This window comes from Roseateles sp. (assembly GCF_047654805.1).
Taxonomy (GTDB): Bacteria; Pseudomonadota; Gammaproteobacteria; order Burkholderiales; family Burkholderiaceae_C; genus Pelomonas.
Genome location: NZ_JASGIV010000001.1, coordinates 4,929,519 through 4,954,870, shown reverse-complemented (window position 1 = coordinate 4,954,870; position 25,352 = coordinate 4,929,519). Strand labels below are relative to the sequence as shown.

22 protein-coding genes are annotated in these 25,352 nt (G+C 69.1%); 15 read left to right on the top strand and 7 right to left on the bottom strand.

Annotated elements, in window-relative coordinates:
- The first annotated feature begins 207 nt into the window (after positions 1-207).
- The 3 genes from gatC to gatB are packed head-to-tail and all read left to right on the top strand — an operon-like array spanning position 208 to position 3,444.
- Positions 208-507: an Asp-tRNA(Asn)/Glu-tRNA(Gln) amidotransferase subunit GatC gene (gene gatC / locus QM732_RS22355; protein ID WP_415658291.1), complete on the top strand. Its 300-nt coding sequence runs from the start codon at positions 208-210 to the stop codon at positions 505-507.
- Positions 504-1,994, top strand: a complete 1,491-nt coding sequence (gatA, locus tag QM732_RS22350) for an Asp-tRNA(Asn)/Glu-tRNA(Gln) amidotransferase subunit GatA (RefSeq protein WP_415658290.1) — start codon at positions 504-506, stop codon at positions 1,992-1,994. The genes gatC and gatA overlap by 4 nt, the downstream gene beginning before the upstream one ends.
- A 1-nt stretch (position 1,995) precedes the next feature.
- Positions 1,996-3,444, top strand: a complete 1,449-nt coding sequence (gene gatB, locus QM732_RS22345; RefSeq protein ID WP_415658289.1) for an Asp-tRNA(Asn)/Glu-tRNA(Gln) amidotransferase subunit GatB — start codon at positions 1,996-1,998, stop codon at positions 3,442-3,444.
- A gap of 139 nt (positions 3,445-3,583) precedes the next feature.
- Here gatB and QM732_RS22340 read toward each other — a convergent pair whose 3' ends face one another.
- From QM732_RS22340 to QM732_RS22330, 3 genes are all read right to left on the bottom strand, one after another.
- Complete coding sequence (locus QM732_RS22340; protein WP_415658288.1) at positions 3,584-4,267, bottom strand: hypothetical protein; 684 nt, start codon at positions 4,265-4,267, stop codon at positions 3,584-3,586.
- A complete protein-coding gene (gene pyrE, locus QM732_RS22335) occupies positions 4,267-4,935 on the bottom strand; it encodes an orotate phosphoribosyltransferase (protein WP_415658287.1) in 669 nt (222 codons plus the stop codon). Before pyrE ends, QM732_RS22340 begins: the two co-directional genes overlap by 1 nt.
- An 86-nt stretch (positions 4,936-5,021) precedes the next feature.
- Positions 5,022-7,352, bottom strand: a complete 2,331-nt coding sequence (locus tag QM732_RS22330) for a TonB-dependent receptor (RefSeq protein WP_415658286.1) — start codon at positions 7,350-7,352, stop codon at positions 5,022-5,024.
- 178 nt (positions 7,353-7,530) lie between these two features.
- On the opposite strand from QM732_RS22330, the gene QM732_RS22325 reads away from it, so the two are divergent.
- The 8 genes from QM732_RS22325 (at position 7,531) to QM732_RS22290 (ending at position 18,168) form a co-directional block, all read left to right on the top strand.
- Positions 7,531-8,313 carry an exodeoxyribonuclease III gene (locus QM732_RS22325; RefSeq protein ID WP_415658285.1) on the top strand — a complete coding sequence of 261 codons (783 nt, stop codon included), beginning with the start codon at positions 7,531-7,533 and terminating at the stop codon, positions 8,311-8,313.
- A gap of 181 nt (positions 8,314-8,494) precedes the next feature.
- Positions 8,495-8,845, top strand: coding sequence for a hypothetical protein (locus tag QM732_RS22320; RefSeq protein ID WP_415658284.1), 351 nt, complete (start codon positions 8,495-8,497; stop codon positions 8,843-8,845).
- A 36-nt stretch (positions 8,846-8,881) separates the two neighbouring features.
- The gene (locus QM732_RS22315) at positions 8,882-9,694 is read left to right on the top strand and encodes a hypothetical protein (RefSeq protein WP_415658283.1); all 813 of its coding nucleotides are present in this window, start codon (positions 8,882-8,884) and stop codon (positions 9,692-9,694) included.
- Between the two features lie 219 nt (positions 9,695-9,913).
- Positions 9,914-10,423 carry a L,D-transpeptidase gene (locus QM732_RS22310; RefSeq protein WP_415658282.1) on the top strand — a complete coding sequence of 170 codons (510 nt, stop codon included), beginning with the start codon at positions 9,914-9,916 and terminating at the stop codon, positions 10,421-10,423.
- A 119-nt stretch (positions 10,424-10,542) separates the two neighbouring features.
- Positions 10,543-12,099, top strand: a complete 1,557-nt coding sequence (locus tag QM732_RS22305; protein WP_415658281.1) for a peptide MFS transporter — start codon at positions 10,543-10,545, stop codon at positions 12,097-12,099.
- Between the two features lie 173 nt (positions 12,100-12,272).
- Positions 12,273-13,454 (top strand): efflux RND transporter periplasmic adaptor subunit, encoded by a 1,182-nt coding sequence (locus tag QM732_RS22300; RefSeq protein ID WP_415658280.1) that lies wholly within the window; start codon positions 12,273-12,275, stop codon positions 13,452-13,454.
- A gap of 18 nt (positions 13,455-13,472) precedes the next feature.
- On the top strand, positions 13,473-16,763 hold the full coding sequence (locus tag QM732_RS22295) for an efflux RND transporter permease subunit (RefSeq protein WP_415658279.1): 3,291 nt from the start codon (positions 13,473-13,475) through the stop codon (positions 16,761-16,763).
- 1 nt (position 16,764) lies between these two features.
- Entirely contained in the window at positions 16,765-18,168 is a 1,404-nt protein-coding gene (locus QM732_RS22290) for an efflux transporter outer membrane subunit (RefSeq protein ID WP_415658278.1), read from the top strand.
- On the opposite strand, the gene QM732_RS22285 is transcribed toward QM732_RS22290, so the two are convergent.
- From QM732_RS22285 to QM732_RS22270, 4 genes are read right to left on the bottom strand one after another with little or no spacing between them, the layout of a single operon-like run.
- Positions 18,165-18,776 carry a membrane integrity-associated transporter subunit PqiC gene (locus QM732_RS22285; protein ID WP_415658277.1) on the bottom strand — a complete coding sequence of 204 codons (612 nt, stop codon included), beginning with the start codon at positions 18,774-18,776 and terminating at the stop codon, positions 18,165-18,167. The two genes, QM732_RS22290 and QM732_RS22285, sit on opposite strands and share 4 nt — an antisense overlap.
- Positions 18,773-19,813, bottom strand: coding sequence for an MlaD family protein (locus QM732_RS22280; protein ID WP_415658276.1), 1,041 nt, complete (start codon positions 19,811-19,813; stop codon positions 18,773-18,775). The genes QM732_RS22285 and QM732_RS22280 overlap by 4 nt, the downstream gene beginning before the upstream one ends.
- Positions 19,810-20,565: an ABC transporter ATP-binding protein gene (locus QM732_RS22275; RefSeq protein WP_415658275.1), complete on the bottom strand. Its 756-nt coding sequence runs from the start codon at positions 20,563-20,565 to the stop codon at positions 19,810-19,812. Before QM732_RS22275 ends, QM732_RS22280 begins: the two co-directional genes overlap by 4 nt.
- Before the next feature lie 47 nt (positions 20,566-20,612).
- Positions 20,613-21,740: an MlaE family ABC transporter permease gene (locus QM732_RS22270; RefSeq protein ID WP_415658274.1), complete on the bottom strand. Its 1,128-nt coding sequence runs from the start codon at positions 21,738-21,740 to the stop codon at positions 20,613-20,615.
- A 199-nt stretch (positions 21,741-21,939) separates the two neighbouring features.
- Here QM732_RS22270 and QM732_RS22265 point away from each other — a divergent pair, with 199 nt between their 5' ends.
- The 4 genes from QM732_RS22265 (at position 21,940) to QM732_RS22250 (ending at position 25,351) form a co-directional block, all read left to right on the top strand.
- Entirely contained in the window at positions 21,940-22,200 is a 261-nt protein-coding gene (locus tag QM732_RS22265; RefSeq protein WP_415658273.1) for a hypothetical protein, read from the top strand.
- Between the two features lie 77 nt (positions 22,201-22,277).
- Positions 22,278-23,345 (top strand): sensor histidine kinase, encoded by a 1,068-nt coding sequence (locus tag QM732_RS22260; RefSeq protein WP_415658272.1) that lies wholly within the window; start codon positions 22,278-22,280, stop codon positions 23,343-23,345.
- On the top strand, positions 23,333-24,037 hold the full coding sequence (locus QM732_RS22255; RefSeq protein WP_415658271.1) for a LytR/AlgR family response regulator transcription factor: 705 nt from the start codon (positions 23,333-23,335) through the stop codon (positions 24,035-24,037). The genes QM732_RS22260 and QM732_RS22255 overlap by 13 nt, the downstream gene beginning before the upstream one ends.
- Before the next feature lie 96 nt (positions 24,038-24,133).
- On the top strand, positions 24,134-25,351 hold the full coding sequence (locus QM732_RS22250) for an acyltransferase family protein (protein WP_415658270.1): 1,218 nt from the start codon (positions 24,134-24,136) through the stop codon (positions 25,349-25,351).
- Position 25,352: the final 1 nt, after the last annotated feature.

Below are 25,352 nucleotides of genomic sequence, written 5' to 3'. Positions count from 1 at the left end.
TGTGGCGCAGGGAGCCTCGCCGGCGGGGCGCGGCTCGAAAACGGGGGGCTGAATATGCAGCGAGGCCGCCCGGCCGGCGACAAAACGCGTCGCTGAATGGGCAGCCCCGAAGGCCTTGAAGATGGGCGGCGATAATAACCGATCACCCCATTCTGAGGCCCGCCAACGCTAGGTTTCTGGCTTCAGGCTTACATCTGAAAACCCTTCATGAGCCTCACCCCTGACGACGTGAGCCGCATCGCCCATCTGGCCCGGCTGGAACTGCAGCCGGCCGAATCGGAGGCGCTGCTGGGCAACCTGAACGACTTCTTCAAGATCGTGGACCAGATGAGCGCCGTCGATACCGCCGGCATCGAGCCGCTGTACACGCCGCTGTCGGCCATCCAGCAGGTGCAGTTGCGGCTGCGCGAGGATGCCGTCACCGAGAGCAACCAGCGCGAGCTGAACCAGCGCAGCGCCCCGGCCGTCGAGGACGGCCTCTTCCTCGTTCCCAAGGTCATCGAATGAAGCCCGTTCACGACATGGGCGTGGCCGAGCTGGCCGCCGCCCTGAAGAGCCGTGCCCTGTCCAGCCGCGAGGCGACGCAGGCGCTGCTGGATCGCATCGCCACGCACGACCAGGCGCTGGGCGCCTTCCTGCACGTTGACGCGGACGGCGCGCTGGCCCGCGCCGCCCAGGCCGACACCGCTCTGGCCGCCGGCAACGCCGGGGCGCTGGCCGGCGTGCCGCTGGCGCACAAGGACATCTACGTCACCGCCGGCATGCCCACCACGGCCGGTTCGAAGATGCTGGACGGCTACCTCAGCCCCTTCGACGCCACCGTCGTCGCGAAGCTGAATGCCGCCGGCACCGTGAGCCTGGGCAAGCTGAACTGCGACGAGTTCGCGATGGGCTCGGCCAACGAGAACAGTGCCTATTTCCCGGCTCACAACCCCTGGGACGCCAGCCGCGTGCCCGGTGGCTCTTCGGGGGGCTCGGCCGTGGCCGTGGCCGCCCGCCTGGTGCCCGGCGTGACCGGCACCGACACCGGCGGCTCCATCCGCCAGCCGGCCAGTTTCACCGGCATCACCGGCATCAAGCCGACCTACGGCGTGTGTTCGCGCTACGGGATGATCGCGTTCGCCTCCAGCCTGGACCAGGCAGGCCCCATGGCCCGCTCGGCCGAGGACTGCGCACTGCTGCTGTCGGCCATGAGCGGCTTCGACGAGCGCGACGCCACCAGCGTGCAGCAGCCGCCGCAAGACTTCCATGCGCAGATGCTGGCGGCACGCGAGGGCGCCAGCGCAGGCAAGCCTCTGGCGGGCCTGCGCGTCGGCCTGCCCAGGGAGTTCTTCCCGGGCGGGCTGTCGGCCGACGTCAACGCCGCAGTGCGCGCCGGCCTGGCCGAGCTGGAGAAGCTGGGCGCCACGCTGGTGGATGTCAGCCTGCCGCGTACCGAGCTGGCCATCCCCGTCTACTACATCATCGCCCCGGCCGAGGCGAGCTCGAACCTGTCGCGCTTCGATGGGGTCAAGTTCGGCCATCGCGCGGCCCAGTACGACGACCTGCTCGACATGTACAAGAAGTCGCGCGCCGAGGGCTTCGGCCCCGAGGTGAAGCGCCGCATCATGATCGGCACCTACGTGCTGTCGCACGGTTATTACGACGCCTACTACCTGCAAGCCCAGAAGCTGCGCCGCATGATCGCGGACGACTTCCAGCAGTGCTTCACGCAGTGCGACCTGATCGCCGGCCCGGTGGCGCCCACCGTGGCCTGGAAGCACGGCGAAGGCAAGGACGACCCGACGCAGGCCTACCTGGCCGACATCTTCACGCTGCCCGGTTCGCTGGCCGGCCTGCCCGGCATGAGCGTGCCGGTGGGTCTCGGCGCAGGCGGCATGCCGGTGGGCTTGCAGCTGATCGGCAACTACTTCAAGGAAGGGCAGCTGCTGCACACGGCGCATGCCCTCCAGCAAGCCACCGACTGGCACCTCGCCGCGCCCTCGGGACTCTGATATGCCTACATCCAAGCTCATCCGCGGTTATGAGGTCGTCATCGGCCTCGAGAACCACGTCCAGCTCTCCACGCAGAGCAAGATCTTCAGCGGCAGCTCCACCGCCTTTGGCGCGGCGCCCAACACGCAGGCCTCGCCGGTGGACCTGGCCCTGCCCGGCACGCTGCCGGTGCTGAACCGCGCCGCCGTCGAGCGCGCCATCCGTTTCGGCCTGGCGGTGGGTGCCAAGGTTGCGCCGCTGTCCATCTTTGCCCGCAAGAACTACTTCTATCCGGATCTGCCCAAGGGCTACCAGATCAGTCAGTTCGAGATCCCGGTCGTTCAGGGCGGCGCGGTGGAGTTCTTCGTCGGTGATGTGAAGCACAAGGTCAACCTGACCCGGGCCCACCTCGAGGAAGACGCCGGCAAGAGCCTGCACGAGGATTACCACGGCCAGTCGGGCATCGACCTGAACCGCGCCGGCACGCCGCTGCTGGAGATCGTGTCCGAGCCCGACATGCGCTCGGGAGCCGAGGCCGCCGAGTACGCCAAGACGTTGCACGCGCTGGTGATGTGGCTGGGCATCTGCGACGGCAACATGCAGGAAGGCTCGTTCCGCTGTGACGTCAACGTGTCGGTGCGCAAGCCCGGCGAGCCCTTTGGTACGCGCCGCGAGATCAAGAACCTCAACAGCTTCCGCTTCCTTGTCGACGCGGTGAACTACGAGGTCAACTGGCAGATCGACGAGATCGAGGATGGTCGCAAGATCCAGCAGGCGACCGTGCTCTACAACCCGGACACCGGCGAGACCCGCGCGATGCGCAGCAAGGAGGACTCGGCCGACTACCGCTACTTCCCCGACCCGGACCTGCCGCCGCTGGTCATCGCGCCGGAATGGGTGGAGCGGGTGAAGGGCGAGATGCCCGAGCTGCCGTCAGTGATGGCGGCCCGCTTCGAGGACGCCGACGGCCTGCCGGCCTACGACGCGACCATGATGACGCAGAGCCTGGCCACCGCCCGGTACTACGAGGCCGCCAAGGCCGCGGGTGCGGTTCCGAAGCTGGTCGCGAACTGGGTCATGGGCGAGATCAGCAAGCGGCTGAATGCAGAGGGTGGCGAGATCGCCGCGGCGCCGGTGGGTCCGGAATTGCTGGCCAAGCTGATCGGCCGCATCTCGGACGGCACCATCTCGAACAACGCGGCCAAGCAGGTGTTCGAGGCGCTGTGGACCGGCGAGTCGAGCGACGTGGATGCCGTCATCGAGGCCAGGGGCCTGAAGCAGGTCAGCGACACCGGCGCCATCGAGGCCATTCTCGACGAGGTGCTGGCCGCCAACCAGAAATCGGTCGACGAGTACCGCGCCGGCAAGGACAAGGCGTTCAACGCACTGGTCGGCCAGGCGATGAAGGCGACCAAGGGCAAGGCCAATCCGGCCCTGGTCAATGAGCTGCTGAAGAAGAAACTGGGCTGAGCCTCGGACCGGGGCGAGTGCTTGCGCACTCGCCGACGCCGGAGGACGGGCGGGCCGCGCCTTGCACGGGTCGGCTGGACGGGGGTGAGGTCGGTCCGGTGCCCTGCGAAGCCTGTGAAGGGCAGCCTTCGGTCCGAGCTCAGCGCTTGGGCGTGGGCGGCGGCGCGGTCGGCGGCAGTTCGCCCAGGGGCGGCAGCGAGCCCGGCGCGGCGCCGGCCCAGAGCTTTCTCAGCCGCGTCAGTTCAGCGTCAAAGCGCGCGTTGATGCGCACGAGTTCGGCCTTCTGATTCTCGATGAGCACCTGCTGGGCCTCGATGCTGGCGTCGTTGGCGTCCAGTGACTGCTTGAGCTTCGCCGGCAGTGGCTTGCCCTTGTAGAACTCGGCCTCGTCCAGCAGCGGCTTGCGCTCGGACGTCAGGTCCTTGATGCGGCGCTCGGACAGGCGCATGGCCTTGTTGGAGTCGTCCAGGGCCGTGTTGCGCGCGCGCTGGTGCGACGCTTCGTTCGGGTAGCGCAGCATCAGCGTGCGGTCGCGCCGGACGGCGTCCTGCTGGGCGATGCGTTCGGCCGCAGCGCGGCGATCGGCGGCGTCCTTGGTGGCGCGCTCCTCAGGGCTGAGGAAGGGGGGGAGCGTCGAGCGATGCGAACCGTCGGGGTTGAGCATGCGCTGCTCGCGTGCGGTGCATTCGGGAATCGGACGGTCGCTGGTGAGCTTGCGGCCATCCGCTGTCGTGCAGGTGTAGATGCCCCGGCCGGGCGCGCCGTCCTGAGCCAGCGTGGAGCCGGCGACGAGCAGTGCTGCGGCGACGGGCAGGATGCGCATCAGACGCCGTACCGTTCCCGATAGGCCAGCACGGCCGGGCGGTGCGCGGCCAGCTCGGGCGCGCCGTCCAGATAGGACAAGAGGTCAGCCAGTCCCGCCACGGCGACAACCGGCAGGCCATAGCGCTGCTGCACCTGTTGCACGGCCGACAGCGGGCTGTCTACGCCGCCCTCGGCGGCCTTTTCCTGACGGTCCAGCGCGATGGACACGCCACAAGGTGTGGCTCCAGCGGCCTCGATCATCTGGATGGACTCGCGCACCGAGGTGCCGGCGGAGATGACGTCGTCGATGATGAGGACGCGACCCTTGACCGGCGCACCGACGAGGTTGCCGCCCTCGCCGTGGTCCTTGGCTTCCTTGCGGTTGTACGCGAACGGCACGTTGTGGCCGCGATGCGCCAGCTCCATCGAGACGGCGGCGGCCAGCGTGATGCCCTTGTAGGCGGGGCCGAAGATCATGTCGAACTGCAGGCCCGACGCGATCAGGCGCTCGGCGTAGAAGCCGGCGAGGCGGCCAAGCTTGGCGCCATCGTCGAACAGGCCGGCGTTGAAGAAATAGGGGCTGAGCCGTCCGGCCTTGGTCTTGAATTCGCCGAAACGCAACACGCCCGCCTGCACGGCGAATGCGACGAAGGACTGGGCGAGGGAATCGGCGGGCACGGTGGACATGGTCAAAGATTCTAGGGGCCAAAAAACAGGCCCGGCTCCCGTGGGAGCCGGGCCGTCGGCCGGGGCCTGCCGTGTCTCGGGAAAGCCTAGAAATTGGCCTTGAACTGCACGCCGTAGCTGCGCGGCTCGTTGACGATGCCGGTCAGGTTGTCGAAGTCGATGGCAGCGACGATCTGGCGATGGTTGGTGATGTTGCGGGAGTAGGCCGCAACCTCGTATCGGCCGTTGTTCCAGCCATAGCCCACGCGCAGGCCGCCTTCCAGCGCCGACTTGGCGCGGTACTCGACGGCCTCGTACAGGAACATGTTGTACTTGTCCTTGTAGGCCCAGTCAGTCAGCACGGTCAGCTCACCAGCCCCGACGGACGTGCTGTACTTCAACGTCCAGTTCCACACCACCTTGGGCGCGCGCGGCAGCGGGTTGCCGTTGATGCTGACGGTGCCGGCCAGCGGGCCGGCCGGGTCCAGTACCGTGCAGCCGGTGTTGGCTTCCAGGAACTGGAAGCCGGCGTTGCCGCAGGGCAGCACGAAGAGGTTGGGATCCTTGATCTTCGTGTCGTTGTACGAGAAGCCCAGCGTGGTGCGCCAGTCGCGCGCGATGATGGCCTGCGCGTCGATTTCGAAACCCTGGCCCTCGGCCTTGGCGGCGTTGACGAGGCGGTTCTGGTTGGTGGAGCCGGAGCCGGCAGTGAGCTGCATGTCCTTCACGCGGTACTTGAACACCGTACCGCTGATGCGCGCGGTGTTGTCCAGCAGGTCGGCCTTGAAGCCGGCTTCGACGGACAGCACCTTCTCGGAATTGGCGATGGAGATCGAGTCGCCGAACAGCACGCGCCCCTGAATGGAGGGGGCGCGGTAGCCCGTCGCGACGCGCGCGAACAGGCTGGTGGCCTTGTCGACGTTGTAGTTGGCGCCGAGGTCCCAGCTCCAGTTGGACGACGAGGGGTGGGCGAAGAACGGGCCGATGATGTCGACGTTGTTGGCCTTGCCCGGCGTCCAGGTTCGCACGGCGTCGAAGTCCTTCTTGTCGTTGGTATAGCGCAGGCCGCCGCGGATCTTGAAGTCGGGCGTGACGGCGAAGTTCACATTGCCGAAGGCTGCCCAGGACTTGGCTTCCTGGTGCTGCACGGCGTAGCCGTTCTGGGGGTCGCCGGGCGCGAAGCTGTCGAAGTTGAAGCTGTCCACCTGCAGCTTCTCGTTGAAGTAGTACAGGCCCGCGATCCATTGCAGTGGATCGTTGGTGTTGGACTGCAGGCGGAACTCCTGCGTGGTCTGGCGCAGGTAGGGGATGCCGTCGGCCGTCTGGGAATCGAAGGGGATGACGGAGGGGTAGGGCGTCGTCGAGCCTGCGGGGTAGTACTTCGGGCCGTCAGGAATGCCGCCGAAGCGGCTGCCGAAGCCGCCGTCCACGTCGCCGCGGCTGTAGAACTTGGCGCGGTCGTGGGCGGTGATGGAGTACAGCGACAGGCCGTCGAAGTCCCAGCGCAGGCGCGCGCTCACCTCGCTGGACTTCAGCGTCTGCGAGTTGTAGCCGTCGGTGGGGTAGTAGCTGTCGTCGTAGCCGTCGACGAGGTCGTTGCTGCCGCGCTTGATGATGTTTGCGCGGAAGGTCGTCGCGGTGCCCTTGAAGTCGCGGGCCTGGACCTTGAAGAGCCCGGAGAAGCCGCCGTTCTTGTAGGCTGCCTGCAGGCGTAGCGCCTTGTCGTTGTAGCCCTCGAGGTCGGCCGTGGCGCCAGCTGTGGCGGCAATGGGGTTGTGCACGCGGTTGTCCTGGCGTTGCACGATGCCGGCCATGCGCATCTGCCAGTCCTGGTTCAGCGGCACGTTGACGGCGGCCTCCAGGTTGGCGGAGTTCCAGCGGCCGTAGCTGAAGTTGGCGAAGCCCTCCAGCCGTTTGCCAGGCTTGGCCGAGTCGAACTTCATGACACCGGCCGGCGAATTGCGGCCGAAGAGGGTGCCCTGCGGGCCTCGCAGCAGTTCCACCTGCTCCATGTCGAACACCGGGAAGCCCTTGAGGGCGATGCTCTCCTGCACGACATCGTCATAGACCAGGCCCACCGGCTGGGACGCGTTCATGTCGAAGTCGGTGTTCCCCAGCCCCCGCACGTAAAAGCGCGGGAAGGTGCGGCCGTAGTCGGACTCGATGTTCAGGCTGGGGACGCGCCCCGACAGCGTGCGTACGTCCTGGCCGCTGGCGTTGTAGGTGTCCAGTTCCTCGGACTTGATGGCCGAGATGGACAGCGGCACTTCCTTCAAGTTCTCCGCCCGTCGGCTGCCGGTCACGATGACGGCTTCGAGCTGGCTGACGTCCTTCTTGGCTTCAGGCGCCGGCGCGGCCTGTGCAACGGCGGCCTGCATCGGGAAGGCGGCGCCCAGTGCGAGGGCGAGAAGAGTTGGGGAAATGCGGGTGTTCGGCATGAGAAATCCTCGGGTTGGCGGGGGAGGGGCATGCGGGACGAAGGCGGGCGCTTGTGACGCCTCTTGATTCCTACGGGATCGTAGGGATCGCGTGACAGTTCCATGATGAAAGCTGGCGCTGTGTTGTGCTTTTGCTGCACTGCGATACTTGTTCGTATCAACCCTCTCCCTAGTTCCGATGCGCTTCATCACTGCGAATCTCAACGGCGTACGGTCTGCCGCCGGCAAGGGCTTCTTTGACTGGTTGGACCGGCAGCAGGCCGACGCGGTCGGCGTGCAGGAGCTCAAGGCCCAGGCCGATGTCGTCGAGGCCAAGTTCCGCAGCTGCGACAAGCTCGAAGGCCACTTCCACTACGCCGAGAAAAAGGGGTACTCGGGTGTGGGTCTGTACGCCAAGGAAGAGCCCAGCGACGTGATCACGGGGCTGGGCATCGCCGAGTTCGACAGCGAGGGCCGTTGGGTCGAGAAGCGCTTCGACAAGCCGGGCCGCAAGCTCAGCCTCATCAGCGTCTACTTCCCGAGCGGCACCAGCGGCGAGGAACGTCAGGCAGTCAAGTACCGCTTCCTCGATGCGATGTACCCGCACCTGCAGGCGCTCAAGGGCGAGCGGGAGTTCATCCTGGTGGCCGACGTCAACATCGCCCACAAGGAGATTGACCTGAAGAACTGGCGCGGCAACCAGAAGAACAGCGGCTTCCTGCCCGAGGAGCGAGCCTGGATGACGCGGCTGCTGGACGAGGGCGGGCTGGTTGACGTGTTCCGAACGTTGAACCCGAACGCCGAGCAGTACACGTGGTGGAGCAACCGTGGCAACGCACGCGCCAACAACGTCGGGTGGCGGCTGGACTACCACCTTGCCACGCCCGGCATCGCCGCGCTGGCGAGGGCCGAGGCCATCTACACCGGCCAGATGTTCAGTGACCACGCGCCGCTGACCATCGACTACGACTTCTCCCTCTGAGCCGTGGCGGTTCCGTAGCGCGGCGTAACCAGCCGCTACGGGGTGGGGGTGTCTCCTACAGCGCGTCGGGCCGCGTGCCGACGTCGCGCGAAATGGGTGCGTCCTAGAGTGGGCTCAGCCGGTGGAAATGGCCGGCGCCGCCGCCCGGCCTTTCGCCGGGCCTGCTTCAAAGGAGTCCCCCATGTCCCATCTCAAGACTGCCACCACCGCCCTGACCGCAGCCGTTCTTGTGGGCGGCATCGGCCTGGCATTTGCCCAGAGCGATGACCAGAACCAGCCCGCCGAGCCCATGACTGCGGCGACCGCGTCGCCAACCAGCGAGCAGACGCCCGCTGACCCGAATGCGCTGCCCACGGCTGATACGACCACGCAGATGCCGCAGCAGATGCCCGCGGATGACCCGGCCCGCACCGCGCCACCGGTGGACACCACCACCACGCCGCTGCCGAGCGACACGCCCGCGGCCAGCGACAACAGCTATCGCACACCGGCCCCCGCCGCAGAGCCGGCCCCCCGCGCCGACCGCAACTGATCGCGCGTACCGCGGCAGCCCGCTCCGGCACCGGCCATGCGTTTCGGAGCGCGCGCTGAGGTCGAAGCCGCCGCGAGGCGGCGCGACATCCTCGCCGGGCTGTGCCAGGGCGGCCTCATCGCCGCGTTGGCGCTCGCCATGATGTTCCTCGTTTTCGGAGACAGGTTCAAGCCCCGCCGGACCGCACCGGAGAACCTGTCCCATGCGACCAGGCCGGTACCGCCGCCGGCAATCGAACGCCGGCTGGACTTTGGCGATGTCCGCGCCCCGAACGACGTGAGCCGCGTCGCGGCGTGGGCCGTGCGCGAAGCCGACAACGGCAGCGCGCCGTTTGCCATCGTCGACAAGCGCCGCGCCCAGGTCTACGTCTTCAGCCCCGGTGGCCGCCTGCTCGGCACCAGTCCGGTGCTGCTGGGCTATGCGGCGGGTGATCTGTCGGTGGCGGGCATCGGCCAGAAAGCCATCGAGGACATCAAGCCCCAGGAGCGCACGACACCGGCCGGCCGCTTCGTGTCGGAGCCGGGACGGAACTCGCTGGGCCATGAGGTCGTCTGGGTCGACTACGGTGCGGCCGTTTCCATGCACCGCGTGCGCGCCACCAATCCCAAGGAGCGCCGCCTGGAGCGCCTGGCCACCAAGACAGCGGCCGACAACCGCATCAGCTGGGGTTGCATCAACGTGCCGGTGGACTTCTTCGACCGCACGGTCTGGCCCCAGCTCGGCCGGGCCCGCGCCATCGTCTACGTGCTGCCGGAGCGCAGCCCGCTGACCGCCTTCTTCCCGGCCGCTGCGGCACCGCAGTTGCTGGCCCAGGCCGGTCCGCGAAGAGGTAACAGCGGCAAACCGTGAACTCCTTGCCTGCCGGTTACAAGGCCGGCTTCCTAGACTGCCCCGCGGGGATCGCACGAAGTCTGTGCGGCCCGGGACAAGGGGTGTCGAGTGGGAAGCAGTCGGGCAGGCCGGGCCAGGGTGTTGGAAGTCTTCGTCGCGTGGAGCCTCCTGGCCGCGTCGGGCGCGGGCGCGCAGGGCCTCCCGACCGCACGGACTGTCCCGACTGCATTGAGACCGGTGGCGGCTGATGCCCAGGACGACCGCCCCTTCGCCATCGTCGACAAGCGCGCTGCGACGCTGTCCGTCTACGCCGCCGATGGCCGCCTGGTCGGACGCGCGCCGGCCCTGCTGGGGCTGACGCCGGGCGATGCCGAGCCACCGAGCGCGCGTGGCAAGGACCCATCGGCGCTGCAGGCCCATGAACGCGTGACGCCGTCCGGCCGCTTCGAGGCCCGCCCGGGCCGCAACCTGAGCGGCGAACGCATCGTCTGGTTCGACTACGAAGCCAACCTCGCCATCCACCGGCTGCGCCCGGCGCCGGCCAGTCAGCGCCGGCCCGAGCGCCTGGTCTCCGCCAAGCTGCAGGACCGCCGCATCACGCTGGGTTGCGTCGTCGTCGATCCTGAGTTCTTCGACCAGGTCGTGCTGCCCACGCTGGGAATGGGCAGCAGCCTCGTCTACATCCTTCCCGAGCGTGAGGCACTCGTCGCCGCGGCCGGGGGCGTGCCGCACGCGGCGGCGCCCTAGAGAAAACCCAGGGCAATCCCTGGGCCTGTCGTCCCTGGAAAACGACCCTGCGGCAGGACAATCCCGGCCTTCCGCGGCGGGCCACCGCCCGCCTCCCCGGTTTACCTGGAACGACAGACGTGACTACCACTTCCCCCGTGTCCGGCCAAGCGGCGACCCCGCAGGCCGGTACCGCCATCCTCGGCCAGCCCAACCAGCTCTTCGTCCTCTTCTTCACCGAGATGTGGGAGCGGTTCTCCTACTACGGCATGCGCGCCCTGCTCGTGCTCTTCCTGATCACGGAAGCCAGCAAGGGCGGCTGGGGCTGGAGCCGCGCCGACGCGACCAACCTCTACGGCTGGTACACCATGCTGGCCTACCTGACACCCATCCTTGGCGGCTACATCGCCGACCGGCTGCTGGGCACGCGGCGCTCCGTGCTGCTGGGCGGCTTCATCATCGCGGCCGGCCATATCGCGCTGTTCATGGACACGCTGCCGAGCTTCTATCTGGGCCTGGGGCTGGTGGTGCTGGGCACGGGTCTGTTCAAGCCCAACATCTCGGCCATCGTGGGCCAGCTGTACGGCAAGGACAACGAAGGCGCGCGTGACGGTGGCTACACGCTGTTCTACATGGGCGTGAACGCCGGAGCCTTCTTCGGCATCTCGCTGTGCGGATACATCGGCGAGAAGATCTCCTGGAACCTGGGCTTCGGCCTGGCGGGCCTGTTCATGATCCTGGGCGCCATCCAGTTCTGGCTCAGCCAGGGCCTGTTCGGCCGTATCGGCGACAAGATCGACGCGGCCAAGAAGGCCGTCGAGGAGAAGCTCGACGACACGCCCGAGCATGTCGTGGCCGACCGCCTGAAGGCGATCTTCGTGTTCTCCTTCTTCACGATCTTCTTCTGGTTCGCCTTCGAGCAGGCCGGCGGCTCCATGACCATCTTCGCGGCCGACTACACCGATCGCACGCTGGTCGGCACCAGCGGCTTCATCTTCAAGATCGTCAACACGGCCATGACGCTGATCCCGGCGGCCATCCTGTCCTGGCTGCTGTTCAAGCTCTACCGCTCCACCGGCGGCAAGTACGCCATGGCCAATCTTTCGCTGGCCGTCGCCTTCGCCATCATCTGGGGCCTGTGCCTGTGGATGCTGGGCCGTGAATTCGCGATGGAGCAGAGCGAGGTGCCGGCCACCTGGTTCGGCGTGCTGAACAGCTTCTTCATCGTCGTGCTCGCGCCGATGTTCTCCAAGATGTGGGAGAAGCACTGGAACCCGTCGGGCCCGGTCAAGTTCGGGACGGGCCTGGTGCTGCTGGGCCTGGGATTTGCAGTGCTGTCCTACGGCTCGGCAGGCATCCCGCAGGGCGCCAAGACGGCCCAGGTCAGCATGATGTTCCTGTCGCTGGCCTACCTGTTCCACACCATGGGTGAGCTGTGCCTGTCACCGGTTGGCCTGTCCTACATCTCCAAGCTGGCGCCGACGCGCCTGCTGGGCCTGATGTTCGGCGTCTGGTTCCTGAACTCCGCCATTGCCAACAAGATCGCCGGCTCCACCGGCGCCTACATCGACCAGATCTCGTCCGCGTACTCGATGTCGGTGTTCTTCCTGATCTTCACGGTCATCCCCATCGGCGCCGGCGTCGTGCTGATGGCCATGACGCCGCTGATGAAGAAGTGGATGCACGGCGTGCATTGAGCCGCGCGCACCATTTCCGTGCCCTAAAGCCGCCTTCGGGCGGCTTTTTCTTCGTGTTCACATTTTTTAACTGTTGACAAGGAATGTCAGCAGCCTGAACGGGCTTTCAGGTTTGGGGTGACGGGACGGGGGGCGAAATGCTTACAGTCGCCGCCTTGCCCTCGGAGCCCCCCATGACGAAGAAGAATCTGGCGCTGACCCTGACTCCCCTTGTTGCCCTCCTGCTTGCCGCCTGCGGCCAGAAGCCGGATGGTGCTGGTGGCCACGGTGGCCCGCCGCCCGTATCGGTCGCGCCGGCCACGCAGCGCGAGGTGCAGGAGTTCGATGAGTTCACCGCCCGGCTGGAGGCGCCCGACACGGTCGAGGTGCGTGCCCGTGTGGCTGGCACCGTCGAGGCGGTGCGCTTCAAGGAAGGCCAGGTCGTCAGGAAGGGCGACCCGCTGTTCAGCATCGACGCTCGCGCCTTCAAGGCCGAGGTTGCCCGCGCCGAGGCGCAGATCGCCGCGCTCAAGACGCAGTCCGAGCTGGCCCGTGCGGACCTCGCCCGCTCCGAGAAACTGGTCAGCGTCAATGCCGTCAGCCAGCAGGAGATCGACCAGCTGCGCTCGGCGCTGCGCAGCGCCGAGGCCAACCAGAAGGCCGCCGAGGCCGCGCTGGTGCAGGCCAGGCTGAATGTCGAGTACGCCAATGTGACGGCCCCCGTCGGCGGCCGCACCTCGCGCGCCAACGTGACGCCCGGCAACCTCGTCGGCGTGGGCGACCCGGTGCTGACCACGGTGGTTTCCAGCGACAAGGTCTACGCCTACTTCGACGCCAGCGAGGCGACCTATCTCAAGTACATGCGTTCGGCAAAGCCCGTCCTGACCGCCGTGCAGATGGGCCTGTCCAACGAGCAGGGCTACCCGCACACCGGCAAGCTGGACTTCGTCGACAACCGCCTGAATCCGGCCACCGCCTCCATCCGCGCCCGCGCGGTGTTCGACAACAAGAACGGCCAGTTCACACCGGGCCTGTATGCCCGAGTGAAGCTGGGCGGCAGCGGCAGCTACCAGGGTGTCGTCATTCCCGACCGCGCCATCACGACCGACCAGACGCGCAAGATCGTCCTCATCGTCGGTGCCAACAACGTCGTGCAGCCGCGCCCCGTCACGCCGGGCGCGCTGATCGACGGCATGCGCGTCGTCGAGGGCGTCAAGGCCGGCGAGCTGGTCATCGTCGACGGCCTGCTGCGCGCCTTCCCAGGCGCACCGGTCACGCCCCAGGTGCTGAAGGTCGATGCCAGCGGCATGCCGATTCCGGCCGCGCCGCCGGGTGCCGCGCCCGCCGCAGCCCCGGCCTCCGCCGCCTCGAAGTAAATCCAAGGCGCTCGCCCCATGGACATCTCACGCTTTTTCATCGACCGGCCGCGCTTCGCGACCGTGTTGTCCCTGTTCGTCTTCCTGCTCGGCGCGCTGGCCATCCCGCTGCTGCCGGTCTCGGAATATCCCGAGGTCGCGCCGCCGCAGGTCGTCGTGCGCGCCCAGTACCCCGGCGCCAACCCGCGCGTCATCGCCGAGACGGTGGCCACGCCGCTCGAGGAGCAGATCAACGGCCTCGAGAACGTGCTCTATTTCGAGAGCCAGGCCACCGGCGACGGCGGCATGACGCTGACGGTCACGTTCAAGATCGGCACGTCCCCCGAGGCCGCCGAGACGGCGGTGCAAAACCGCATCAACCGCGCGCTGCCACGCCTGCCCGACATCGTCCGCACCATCGGCGTGACGACCGAGAAGTCCGCACCCAACCTGACCATGGTGGTCCACCTGGTCAGCCCGGACAACTCGCGTGATGCGCTCTACCTGCGCAACTACGCCACGCTGAACGTGCGTGACGACCTGCTGCGCATCCCTGGCATGGGCTCGGTGCTGAGCTTCGGCGCCGGTGACTACGCCATGCGCATCTGGCTGGATCCGCAGAAGCTCGCCGCGCGCAGCATGACGGCCGGTGAGGTCGTCGGTGCCATCCGCGAGCAGAACACGCAGGTTGCCGCCGGCGTGGTCGGCGCCTCGCCGTCGCCCAAGGGGACAGACTTCCAGCTGGCCATCAACGCCCAGGGGCGGCTGGCGACGGAGGAAGAGTTCGGCAACATCATCGTCCGCAGCGACACCAAGACCGGCGCCATGGTGCGCGTGAAGGACGTGGCGCGGGTCGAGATCAGCGCCAACACCTATGCGCTGCGCAGCCTGCTGAACAACAAGGAAGCCGCGGCCATCGCCATCTTCCAGGCGCCGGGCTCCAACGCGCTGGCGATCTCGGACAACGTCCGCAAGACCATGGAGAAGCTCAAGCCCAGCTTCCCCAAGGGCGTGGACTACGACATCGTCTACGACCCGACGCGCTTCGTGCAGACCTCCATCGAGAAGGTGGTCAGCACCTTGTTCGAGGCGGTGGCACTGGTGGTGCTGGTGGTCATCTTGTTCCTGCAGACCTGGCGCGCATCGATCATCCCGTTGGTGGCCGTGCCGGTGTCCATCGTCGGCACCTTTGCCGTGCTGCTGCTGCTGGGCTTCTCCATCAACACGCTGACGCTGTTCGGCCTCGTGCTGGCCATCGGCATCGTGGTGGACGACGCCATCGTGGTGGTCGAGAACGTCGAGCGCAACATCCAGGACGGGTTGACGCCACATGCGGCGACCGTCAAGGCGATGCAGGAGGTCTCCGGCCCCATCATCGCCATCGCGCTGGTGCTGTGCGCCGTGTTCATCCCGCTGACGCTGGTGCCGGGCCTGTCGGGCCAGTTCTACAAGCAGTTCGCGGTGACCATCGCGATCTCGACGGTGATTTCGGCCTTCAACTCGCTGACGCTGTCGCCCGCGCTCGCCGCCATCTTGCTGCGTCCCCATGACGCGCCCAAGGACGCGCTGATGCGTGGCATGGACAAGCTGTTCGGCCCCTTCTTCCACTGGTTCAACCGCTTCTTCCACCGCCGCTCCGAGGACTACGGCCGTGGCGTGACCGGCATCCTCAAGCGCAAGTCGCTGGCGCTGATCGTCTATGCGCTGCTGCTGGGCGGCACGGCCCTGCTGTTCACGCGCATCCCCAGTGGCTTCGTGCCCGCGCCGGACAAGCAGTACCTGATCGGCATCGTGCAACTGCCGGCAGGTTCCAGCCTGGACCGTACCGAGGAGGTCCTGCGTCGCATGACCGACATCGCGCTCAAGGTGCCTGGCATCGTCGACTCGGTCGCCTTCCCCGGGCTGTCGGGTGCCGGCTTCTCGGCCGCGCCCAACGAGGGCATCGTCTTCTTCGGCCTGGAGAGCTTCGACAAGCGCACCACGCGTGACAAGAGCAAGGAGGCCATCCTCGGCCAGGTCAACGGCGCCATCCAGCAGATCCAGGGTGCGCGCATGTTCGTCGTGCCGCCGCCGCCGGTCGACGGCCTGGGTATTGCCGGCGGCTTCAAGGTGCAGGTGCAGGACCGCAGCAGCCAGGGCGAGCAGGCCCTGTACGGCGCGGTCTGGGGCACGCTGGGCCAGGTCTATGGCAACCAGAACACCAGCATCGGCACGCCGTACTCCAACTACGACATCAACGTGCCGCAGCTGTTCGCCAACGTGGACCGCGTGAAGGCCAAGCAGATGGGCGTGCCGCTGGGCTCCATCTACGACACGCTGCAGATCAACCTTGGCTCGCTGTATGTCAACGACTTCACCAAGTTCGGCAAGACCTACCAGGTCATCGTCCAGGCCGATGCGCCGTTCCGCGCCAAGGCCGAGGACATCACCCAGCTCAAGACCCGCAACGACGCGGGCGAGATGGTGCCGCTGGGTTCGCTGATGAGCGTGGAGCCCACCTTCGGCCCGACGCGCGTGACGCGCTACAACGGCTTCCCGTCGGCGGACATCAACGGCGCACCCAAGCCCGGCTTCTCCAGTGGCCAGGCCGAAGGTGAGATCGAGGCGCTGCTGAAGAACCTGCCGCGCGGCTTCGGCTACGAGTTCACCGACCTCAGCTACCAGGACCGCCTGACGCGCAACGTCACCGTGCCGGTGCTCAACATCGAGATCCCGACGCTGGCCGCGGTGCTGCTGTTCTCGGTGTTGCTGGTCATCCTCGTGCTCGCCGCGCAGTACGAGAGCTGGAGCCTGCCGCTGGCCATCATCCTCATCGTGCCGATGTGCATCCTGTCGGCGCTGTTCGGCGTATGGCTGTCGCATTTCCCGCCGTTCATGCAGGCGGGAGACCTGAACATCTTCACGCAGGTGGCGCTGGTGGTGCTGGTGGGCCTGGCGTGCAAGAACGCCATCCTGATCGTCGAGTTCGCCAAGGAGCTGGAGGAGCAGGGCCGCACCATCCGCGAGGCCGTCATCGAGGCCTGCCGCCTGCGGCTGCGTCCCATCCTGATGACGTCCATCGCCTTCTGTGCAGGCGTCATCCCGCTGATTCTCGGCAGCGGCGCCGGCAGCGAGATGCGCCGCGCCATGGGCATCGCCGTGTTTGCCGGCATGCTGGGCGTGACCTTCTTCGGCATCTTCCTGACGCCGGTCTTCTACAGCCTGCTGCGTGCCGGCACCGAGAAGCGCCGCGCCCGCGCTGCAGCGTTGCGCGCCCAGGTCGACGCCTCGGCCCACGCCTTCCACCCCGGCATCGATGATGATGAACCCACGAAGAAGGAGGGCCACTGACATGCTGGTCCGTCTGACCCCTCTCGCGCTCGCGGCCCTGGTCGGCTGCGCCGCGCCGGGCCTGTCGCAAGGCCCGGCCAATCTCGCCCCCGCGAAGTTCGCCCAGCTGCCTGCAATCGACGCCCAGCCCGGCCTCGGCGCCGCGACGATGACGGCCGCCTTCGTCGACAGCGCCCAGCTGCAACGCGTCGTCGACGAGGTGCTGGCCAACAACCGCGACCTGCGGGCGGCCGCCGCGCGGCTCAAGCAGGCCGAGGCCCTGGCCGACGCCGCCGGTGCGCGTCGCCTGCCCACGGTCAGTGCCGGCGCCAATGCGAGCCGCCAGCGTGCGCCCAACGACCAGGGCGTCTTCAACAACTTCAACAGCTACGGCGTCAACGCGACGGCTGGCTGGGAGGTCGACCTCTGGGGGCGTGCCTCGGCCACCGCCCAGGCAGCCGGTTATGACGCCCAGAGCGCCGCCCAGGACCGCGACGCCGCCGCGCTCAGCCTGGCCGGCACGGCGCTGAACCTGCAGGCCCAGCTCATCGGCCTGGGCCATCGCCTGGCGCTGGCCAAGGAAACGCTGGTCGTGCAGAACCAACTGCTGGACCTCGTGAAGGCCCGCGTCGGTGCCGGTCGCGGCACCGCGTTGGACCAGGCCCGCGCCGAAGCGCTCGTCGCCCAGACTTCGGCCAGCGTGCCGGCACTGCGCAACGCGGCCTGCCTGGTGCGCCTGCAGCTCGACGTGCTGCGCGGCCAGGCCCCGGCCGACTGCGACAAGGCCGACAGTGATCCGCTGCCCGCCATGCCCGAGCCGCGCCTCGTCAGCCTTGGCACGCTGCCGGACCCGGCCGCGCTGCTCGGCGCGCGTCCAGACGTCAAGGCCGCCGCCACGCGCGCGCAGGCCGCCGCGTCGCGGGCCCACGTCGCATGGGCCGCGCGCTGGCCCAGCCTGGGCTTGACGGGCCAGATCGGCTGGAGCGCTGGCCGCGCAGGCGACCTCTTCAAGAGTGGCACGCAGATCCACAGCATCGCCGCCGCGCTGAACTGGAACTTCCTGGACTTCGGCGCCCGCAAGGCAGAGGAGACGGCCGCCCGTGCAGGCTTCGACGCCGCCGTGGCTGCCGCTGAGCAGGCTCAGCTGACGGCGCTGCAGGACGCCCAGGGCAGCCTCTCCACGCTGCGCGAGACCGAGTTGCAGGCCGCCGCCCAGGCCGCCGCGGCCGAGGCCACGGCCCGTGCCCGCGAGCTGGCGCTCAAGCGCTACGAGGCCGGCGTGACCGACTTCTACTCGCTGCTGCAGGCCGAGCAGGACCGCCTGGCGGCACAGGACGCGCTGATCCAGGTGCAAACCAACCGTGCCAGCGCGCTGCTGGGCGTGCACAAGGCCTTCGCGGCCCGCCTCACGGCGTCGGCGTCCTAGGACGCCGCCACGATGCGCGCCGCCAGCAGCGTCACGCTGCGGCGGTAGGCGTGGGCCAGCGCGTCGGCCTGCGGGCCGCAGGGCAGGGTCAGCTCTGCCATGCCCCGCGCCGGCAGGGCCGTGCCGGCCGGCGCGCGCAGCGGCACCCAGTGCCAGCGCGCACGCAGCGTCAGCAGCAGGCCGTCGCCATCGGGGCGGGCCAGCCATTCGTCCACCTGCAGCAGCAGGCGCAGCGACTCGGCGTCGCGGTCCTGCGGCGTGCCCAGCGAGACCGGGTAGGGCTGGCGCAGCCGCCCCAGGTCCTCGGCCAGCACGCGCGGCAGCGCGTCGCGCAGCGGTTCGGCCCAGCGTGCCTCGGGCCAGGGGCGCAGCCCCGCGCTGCCCTCGGCGACCAGGATCTCGTCGCGGTCCAGCAGCTCCGGCAGGGTGATCTGCGGGCTCAACACCCAGGCGCGCCCGTCCTGGCCTGGCTTGGCATCGAGCGGCAGCGGCGGCGTGCCGGTCAGGCCGTAGAGGCGGCGCGGTGGCGTATCGCGCGTCGCGCAGCCGGCCAGTGCGGCCGCGGCCAGCAGCAACAGGTCGCGGCGCTGACGGAGGTGGGTCTTCATCGGACGGGCTCCACGGCAGGGGCGGGATCGGGCTTGCGGCCGCGCAGCAGCGCCTCGGGCTGCGTGTCCAGCGTGTCGGCCAGCTGGCGCAGCGCCCGCGCCGCCTGCGACAGGTCGCGCATTGTGCGTTCGGTCTGCTGCAGCAGCGGGCCGTCGCTGCTGGCGGCCTCGTGCAGCGCGGCACTGGCGCGGCTCAGGTCGGCCAGCGTGCGCTGCAGATCGCGCACGACGGCGCCGTCCGGGTCGAGCAGGACGCCGGCCTTGTCGGCGCCCGCGCCCAGCTTGTCGGCGGCGGCGGAGACCTTGTCGCCGGCACGATCGACGCTGGCCATCGCGCGCTGTGCGCCGCGTGTCAGCGGCGTGGCGTGCTGCTCCAGCTGGGCGGCCAACTGGCGTGCATGGCCTGCGGTGGCGGCGAAGTCCTTCATGCCCTGCTTGAGCTCCGGCGCGGTCAGCAGCGAGCGCGCCGCGTTGGCGATCTGGCTCAGGTCGTCGAGGATCTTGCGCAGGTCCACGCTCTCGAGCTGGTTCTTCAGTGCCTGGAAGGCGGTCGCGCTGGTCGGGATCTCGGTGGCGTCGCCCTCGTAGCCGCCGTGCAGCACGCCGGGGGGCTTGCTGCGGAAGTCCAGGTCCACGTAGAGCTGGCCCGTCACCAGGCTCTGCGTGCCGAGCTGGGCCGTCAGCCCGCGCTTGATGAGCAGGGGCAGGGCATGGCCGATGTCGTCGTGCGTGAAGCGCCCTTCCAGTCCGCGCACGGCATCGTCGTCGAGCTCGGCGATGACGGGGATGGCGAAACCGTCGGTCTTGCTGTCGTAGTGCACGCTGATCTCGGTGACGTCGCCGACGCGCACGCCGCGGAAGACGACCGGTGCGCCCTTTTGCAGCCCGAACACGGAGCCCGAGAAGAACATGACGACACGCTGTGGCTGCCTGAACCAGTGATGGCCGGGCAGTGCGATGAGGGCCGCGGCCAGCACGGCGATGGCGCCGGCGACGAAGGCACCGATGAACAAGGGATTGGCGCGGCGCCGTTTCATGCGGCCTCCGTGTCCGCTTCGGCTCGGCCGCGCGTCAGGAACTCGCGCACCGGCCAGGGGCCGTGGTCGCGCAACTCGGCCGGCGGCCCCAGTGCCGTGGCGGTGCGGGCCTCGACATCGAGGAACAGCACCCGGTCGGCCACCGCGAACAGGCTTTCCAGCTCGTGCGTGACGAGGACGATGGCCGTGCCGACGTCGCGCTTCAGCCGCCTGATGAGGTCGTCCAACCGTGCCGAAGTCAGCGGATCCAGGCCGGCCGATGGCTCATCCAGGCACAGCAGCGGCGGATCCAGCATCAACGCACGGGCGATGGCCGCGCGCTTCCTCATGCCGCCCGACAGTGCGGCCGGCTCGGCATCGAAGGTGGCAGGCTCATCCAGCCCGGCCAGCGCGAGCTTGAAGCGCGCCTGGCGCTCCCGCTCCGACTCTCCCAGCCCGGTGTAGAGCTCCAGCGGCAGCATCAGGTTCTCGCCCACGGTCATGCTGCTCCACAGCGCGCCGGCCTGGAAGGCCACGCCGATCTCGCGGCGCGGCGGGTCGTCGCCATGTACGTCGCGTTCTACGCCGCCCGCGGTCCACAGCACTCGGCCGGCCTTGGGCGTCTGCAGCCCGATCATGTGGCGCAGCAGCGTGCTCTTGCCGCAGCCGCTGGCCCCGACGATGGCCAGCACCTCGCCGGCCTTGACCTCGAAGTTCAGGCCGTGCTGCAGCTCGCGGCCGCCGGCGTGCAGGCTGAGGTTCTCGACGCGCATCAGCACCTCCGAATCATGCGGATCGTGCGCCGGGCCGCCACTTCCCTTCATATGTCCAGCCTCTGGAAGATCACGGTCAGCGCGGACGCGGCCACCACCATCCACACGATGGCCTGCACGACCGCAGCCGTCGTCGCCTCGCCCACCGCCTGGGCGCTGCGGCCCGCGTTCAGGCCCTGGCGGCAGCCGGCCAGTGCGACCAGCACCGCGTAGACGCTGCCCTTGAGCAGGCCGACGAACAGGTCCCAGCCGGCCAGCGCGTCGCGCGTCGTCGCCAGATAGGCCGCCGGTGGCACGCCATAGAGCACGACCGCAACGCCCCAGCCCACCAGCAGCCCGGCGATGCCCGCACACAAGGTGAGCAGCGGGCCGGTGACCAGCAGCGCCAGCATGCGCGGCAGCACCAGGTGCTCCACCGGGTCGACGCCCAGCGTCGTCAGCGCGTCGATTTCCTCGCCGGCGCGCATGCTGCCGATCTGCGCAGCGAAGGCCGCGCCGACGCGCCCGGCCAGCACGATGCCCACGACCAACGCCGCGATCTCGCGCACGACGCCGATGGTGACGAGGTTGGCGATGAAGCTCTGCGCGCCGAAGCGCTGCAGTTGCTCGGCCCCCATGTAGGCCACGATCAGACCGACCAGCGAGCTGACCAGCAACACGATGGGCAGGCTGCGCGGCCCCGTCTGCTCGATCTGCCAGAGCCAGTCGCTCATGCGCATCGCCGTACGTCCGCGCGCCAGCCGTCCGACGGCGGCCAGCGTGTCGCCGATGAAGACCAGCGTCTTGCGCCACTCGGGGTCGGCTTCGGTCGCATCGGCATCGTCTTGCTTGCTTCGCTGCGGCGCCGCGTCCGGCTGCGGCAGGCTCAGCGTCAGCAGCGGCCGCAGGCCGCGCGGGAGGCCGGCAAGGTCGAGCTGAACACCGCCGCGCGCCAGCGGCGCAAGCAGTTGCCACAGGGCGCCGGCCAGCGGTGGTTGCCAATGCGACAGCGCGGTACTGTCGAAGCCGACCTGCGTGTCACCGGCCACCGGCAGCTCCGGCGGCGGCTTGGGCAGGCCGGCATCGGCCCAGTCGCCCGACAGCACCAGCCGCCAGTTCTGGCCCTCCCCCTCCCAGCGCGCTTCGCCCGCGCCGGGGCTGCCGGACGGGATGTCGGAAGGAGGGGCAGGGGACAAGAGGGGCGTAGGTGACATTGCGCCCCATGCTCTTCTTCGCCGGCCCCGGCGCGGCCCGGACGCCGACGGCGCACCTTGTAGGACGTGGCGCCGCCGCGAGGGTGGCCTGTCGGCATGCGCCGACAGATCGGCAGGCGAGTGGACGACAGCGTCGCCGTGGCGGGGCGCCCAAGCTTGGACCAGCAGCAGGTTCAACGCGATGAGCAAGACCACCAACCCCGATGCCGCCCGCTCCGAAGGGCCGTCGCTGCCCCACGAGCGGGACCAGCAGATCGACGCCACCAACCCGAGGCCGGACCCGCAGATGCGACGCGCCTCCCGGGACCTCAGGCGCGGGCAGGTCGACACCGACCTGCGCGCCACGCCGGGCCTGGACGCCGAGCGGCGTGGCAAGCTGGTCGACGGCGGCGAGCACGGTGCTGGCCAGCACCGCGACGACGGGCCCAAGCCCGGCCGCTGAGACCAGCAGGGGACGAATGGCGCCCGTGCCGGGGCGAGCCGCAGCATGACAGCGCGCGGGCCGGCTACTCTCGCGCCATGTCCCTCCTGCCGCGCCGCTGGCGCCTGCCCTATATCGCTTTGCTGGTCGTCGTCGGCCTGCTGCTGAGCGTCTCGGCACTGCAGTCCTACCGCCAGGGTGGCGGTACCAGGCCCTGGGAGCCCTTCCTGTGGGAGTTCAGCTCGATCGGCGTCATCGCAGGGCTGGCGCTGGGCGTGCATGCGCTGATGGGGCGGCTGAGTGGGCGGCCCTGGCAGCAGCAGCTCGCGGCCCATGCCGTCGCGCTGCCGCTGTTCAGCCTGGCGCACATTGGCGGCATGTTCGGCCTGAGGCTGCTCGTCTACGGCATCGTCGGCGTGGATTACGAGACCGGCGACCTGTCCACGCTGCTCGTGTACGAGGGCGGCAAGGACGCGGTGACCTACTTCAGCTTCTGCCTGATCTCGCGTGGCATCTGGATGGCCCGGGCGGCAGCGCTGCGGGCACAGGAGCTGGAGCGCGCCCGCCGCGAGCTTGCCGAGGCGCGGCTCGCGCGGCTGGCCGACCAGGTGCAGCCGCATTTCCTGTTCAACACCTTGAACCTGATCTCCTCGGTCATGTACGAGGACGTCGCTGCCGCCGACCGGTTGCTGTGCCAGTTGGCCGACCTGCTTCGCCAGACGCTGGCGGCCCGGCAGCGCGTCGAGCACACGCTGGGCGAGGAGCTGGCCCTGGTGCAGCCCTTTCTGGCGCTGATGCAGGCCCGTTTCGGGCCTGAGCGGCTGATCGTGCGCATCGAGGCCGACGCTGCCGCGCGCGCCTGCCGGCTGCCGGCGCTCTTGCTGCTGGCGCCCGTGGAGAACGCGGTCAAGCATGACGTGGCGCGGCATCGCGGTCGCGTGACGGTCAGCGTTGCGGCGACGCACGACGGCGGGCGGCTGCAGCTGCGCATCAGCAACCATGGCGATACGCCGGTGCCCGAGGCACCGCCCGACCCCGACGGTGGCCTGGGCCTGCGCAACCTGCGTGAGCGCCTGCAGGCGCGCTATGGCGATGCTGCTCGGGTCGAGTTCGGCCCCGACGGCGCGGGCATGTGCCTCGCGGTGGAGCTGCCATGCGGGTCCTGATCGTTGATGACGAGCCCGCCGCGCGCGCGAAGCTGCGCCGTCTGCTGGCGGCCGAGATCGACGTCGCCGAGCTGTTGGAGGCACCTGATGCGCCCGCCGCGCTGGCCGCTGTGCGCGGGCTGGCCGTGCCGCCTGACCTGGCTTTGCTGGACATCGAGATGCCAGGCGGCAACGGCGTGCAGCTGGCCGCGGCGCTGCGTGGGATGGGCGTGCGCTGCATCGTCTTCTCGACGGCCCATGCCGAACACGCGCTGCAGGCCTACGAGCTGGCCGCGCTGGACTACCTGCTCAAGCCCTACACGGCCGAGCGCCTGGCCGCCGCGCTGGCGCGCGTGCGTGAGTTGCTCGCCCGGCCTCTGGAGCCGGTGGGGGAGTGGTGGGTGGCGGGAGAGCGGCTGCGGCTGGCCGAAGTGCAGTGGATCTCCGCGGCCGACAACTACGTCGAGCTGCACCTGCCACCGCGCAGCCTGCTGGAGCGCGCCACGCTGGCGGATGCGCTGGCCCGCCCCGGGTGGGCTGCGCGTTTCCTGCGCGTGCATCGCAGCCATGCGGTCAACCCGGCGCATGTGCAGCGCATCGAGCGGCTGGGCGGCGGCGAGGCCCAGCTGACGCTGAGCTGCGGCGCGACGCTGCGCGTGTCGCGCGGTTTCCGGCCGGTACTGGATGCTTGGGAGCGCGGCGGCCCAGCCTGAGGCGGCCGTGGCGGGGCGGCGCTCTTGGCCCCTGCCGAACCGCGACTCGCCCCGCCGGCCTCGCGCGGCGCCGGCACGGCCGCGAAGCTGGCGGCCATGAGCACCACCCAGTCTCCGCGCCTCGCATTCCTCGATGGCCTGCGCGTCAGCGCCTTCGCGCTGCTGATCCCGTACCACGTGGGCATGTACTACGTGAGCTGGGACTGGCACGTGAAGAGTCCTGCCGCGAGCGACGCGCTGCAGCCCATCATGCAGCTCAGCTCGCCGTGGCGGCTGGGCCTGCTGTTCCTGATCGCTGGAGCCGCCTGCCAGGGCCTCTTCGCCAGGCGCGGGGCGCTTGGCACGCTGAAGGACCGCTCGTTGCGCCTGCTGGCGCCGCTTGTCTTCGGCATGGCCGTCATCGTCACGCCGCAGGCCTACTTCGAGGTGCTGACCAAGGTACCGGCCCAGCTGCCCGGCGACGGTGGCTACATCGACTTCTGGCTGGCCTATCTGCAGGGTGGGAAGTACTGCCGCGGCAGCGACTGCATGCAGGTGCCGACCTGGAACCACCTGTGGTTCCTGCCCTACCTGTGGCTGTATGCGTCGATGGGTGCCGTGGCCGTTGCCTGCCTGCGCTGGCGGCCGTCGATGGCCGTCGTTCTGCCCGCGTGGGCCTGGCTGCTGCTGCCGGCCCTGCCCCTGGCGCTGCTGCGCGTGTTCGTCTTCCCGCACCATCCGTCCACGCACAACCTCGTGCACGACCTCTACAACCACCTGCAGTACGGCTGGCTGTTCGCGCTCGGCTGGGCCAGCCGCACGCCGCTGGCCGCCGGGCTGTGGCCGGCCGCGCTGCGGCTGCGCTGGGTGACGCTCGGCGCTTTCCTGGCCGGCTGGGCCGCGTTGATGGTCTTCGAGGGCCGCTACGCGCAGGCATCGCCGCCAGAGGGCGTGCTAGCCGCGGCGCGCACGTTGCGCGGGGCGCTGGGCTGGTGGGGCATCATCGCCGCCTGCGGCTGGGCGCAGCGCGTGTTCACGCGGGAGTCGCCGCAGCTGCGCCGGGCCGCTGCTGCAGTGTTCTGCCTCTACATCCTGCATCAGAGCGTCATCGTGCTGCTGAGCCAGTGGCTGAAGCCGCTGGGCCTGCCGTGGGGGCTGGAGGCGGTGCTGCTGATCGTGCTGACGTTCGTGGCTTGCGCGGCCGCCTACCTCCTGCTGCGTCGCGTGCCCGGGCTGGCGTTGCTGGTGGGCATCCAGCGCCGCCCGCACGGACCGCAGGCAGGGATCATGCGTCCCGCATCACCCACCCCCGCATCCCGCTCCTCCGCGGCCTGAC

Bases quoted from the DNA above. Each gene is read 5' to 3' on its own strand.
- QM732_RS22295 (WP_415658279.1), top strand. From the start codon at position 13,473: ATGGACATCTCACGCTTTTTCATCGACCGGCCGCGCTTCGCGACCGTG.
- gatA (WP_415658290.1), top strand. From the start codon at position 504: ATGAAGCCCGTTCACGACATGGGCGTGGCCGAGCTGGCCGCCGCCCTG.
- QM732_RS22275 (WP_415658275.1), bottom strand. From the start codon at position 20,565: ATGCGCGTCGAGAACCTCAGCCTGCACGCCGGCGGCCGCGAGCTGCAG.
- gatC (WP_415658291.1), top strand. From the start codon at position 208: ATGAGCCTCACCCCTGACGACGTGAGCCGCATCGCCCATCTGGCCCGG.
- gatB (WP_415658289.1), top strand. From the start codon at position 1,996: ATGCCTACATCCAAGCTCATCCGCGGTTATGAGGTCGTCATCGGCCTC.
- QM732_RS22255 (WP_415658271.1), top strand. From the start codon at position 23,333: ATGCGGGTCCTGATCGTTGATGACGAGCCCGCCGCGCGCGCGAAGCTG.
- QM732_RS22290 (WP_415658278.1), top strand. From the start codon at position 16,765: ATGCTGGTCCGTCTGACCCCTCTCGCGCTCGCGGCCCTGGTCGGCTGC.
- QM732_RS22265 (WP_415658273.1), top strand. From the start codon at position 21,940: ATGAGCAAGACCACCAACCCCGATGCCGCCCGCTCCGAAGGGCCGTCG.
- QM732_RS22285 (WP_415658277.1), bottom strand. From the start codon at position 18,776: ATGAAGACCCACCTCCGTCAGCGCCGCGACCTGTTGCTGCTGGCCGCG.
- QM732_RS22330 (WP_415658286.1), bottom strand. From the start codon at position 7,352: ATGCCGAACACCCGCATTTCCCCAACTCTTCTCGCCCTCGCACTGGGC.
- QM732_RS22250 (WP_415658270.1), top strand. From the start codon at position 24,134: ATGAGCACCACCCAGTCTCCGCGCCTCGCATTCCTCGATGGCCTGCGC.
- QM732_RS22320 (WP_415658284.1), top strand. From the start codon at position 8,495: ATGTCCCATCTCAAGACTGCCACCACCGCCCTGACCGCAGCCGTTCTT.
- QM732_RS22315 (WP_415658283.1), top strand. From the start codon at position 8,882: ATGCGTTTCGGAGCGCGCGCTGAGGTCGAAGCCGCCGCGAGGCGGCGC.
- pyrE (WP_415658287.1), bottom strand. From the start codon at position 4,935: ATGTCCACCGTGCCCGCCGATTCCCTCGCCCAGTCCTTCGTCGCATTC.
- QM732_RS22260 (WP_415658272.1), top strand. From the start codon at position 22,278: ATGTCCCTCCTGCCGCGCCGCTGGCGCCTGCCCTATATCGCTTTGCTG.
- QM732_RS22280 (WP_415658276.1), bottom strand. From the start codon at position 19,813: ATGAAACGGCGCCGCGCCAATCCCTTGTTCATCGGTGCCTTCGTCGCC.
- QM732_RS22340 (WP_415658288.1), bottom strand. From the start codon at position 4,267: ATGCGCATCCTGCCCGTCGCCGCAGCACTGCTCGTCGCCGGCTCCACG.
- QM732_RS22325 (WP_415658285.1), top strand. From the start codon at position 7,531: ATGCGCTTCATCACTGCGAATCTCAACGGCGTACGGTCTGCCGCCGGC.
- QM732_RS22300 (WP_415658280.1), top strand. From the start codon at position 12,273: ATGACGAAGAAGAATCTGGCGCTGACCCTGACTCCCCTTGTTGCCCTC.